This window comes from Cupriavidus sp. 8B (assembly GCF_054589115.1).
In genome coordinates this window covers 1-383 of sequence record NZ_BAAILO010000419.1, presented here as the reverse complement: position 1 = coordinate 383, position 383 = coordinate 1, and the positions used below count along the sequence as shown (strand labels likewise).

General features: G+C 65.8%; 1 protein-coding gene. It reads right to left on the bottom strand.

Annotated elements, in window-relative coordinates; translation table 11 throughout:
- On the bottom strand, positions 1 to 383 hold a 383-nt coding region (locus ACYP5B_RS39865; RefSeq protein ID WP_459573314.1), incomplete at both ends, for an enoyl-CoA hydratase/isomerase family protein.

The window sequence follows — 383 nt, the reverse complement described above, 5'->3', positions numbered from 1 at the left end:
TGCGCAACGGTCGGGCCGGCGGCCAGTTCCTGAGCGACCGACAGCGCAACCTCGTCGAGTTTGTCGTCGGGCACCACCAGGTTGATCAGGCCCCAGCGTTCAAGCGTTGCCGCGTCATAGCGACGGCCGAGCATCGACATCTCCTTTGCGCGGGCCGGTCCCGCCCGCACCACCTGACGCTGGATACCGCCAAGCAACGGATGCAGGCCGAGCGCGACCTCGACCGAACCTATCTTGGCTGATTCGGCGACCACGCTGTAGTCGCAAGCGAGCACCACTTCGAAGCCGCCACCGAGGCAGGTGCCATTGACGGCTGCGACGATCGGAACTGGCAGCGTCTCGAACGCGCGTAGCACTTCGAGCGGATCGACCAGCCCTTTGCC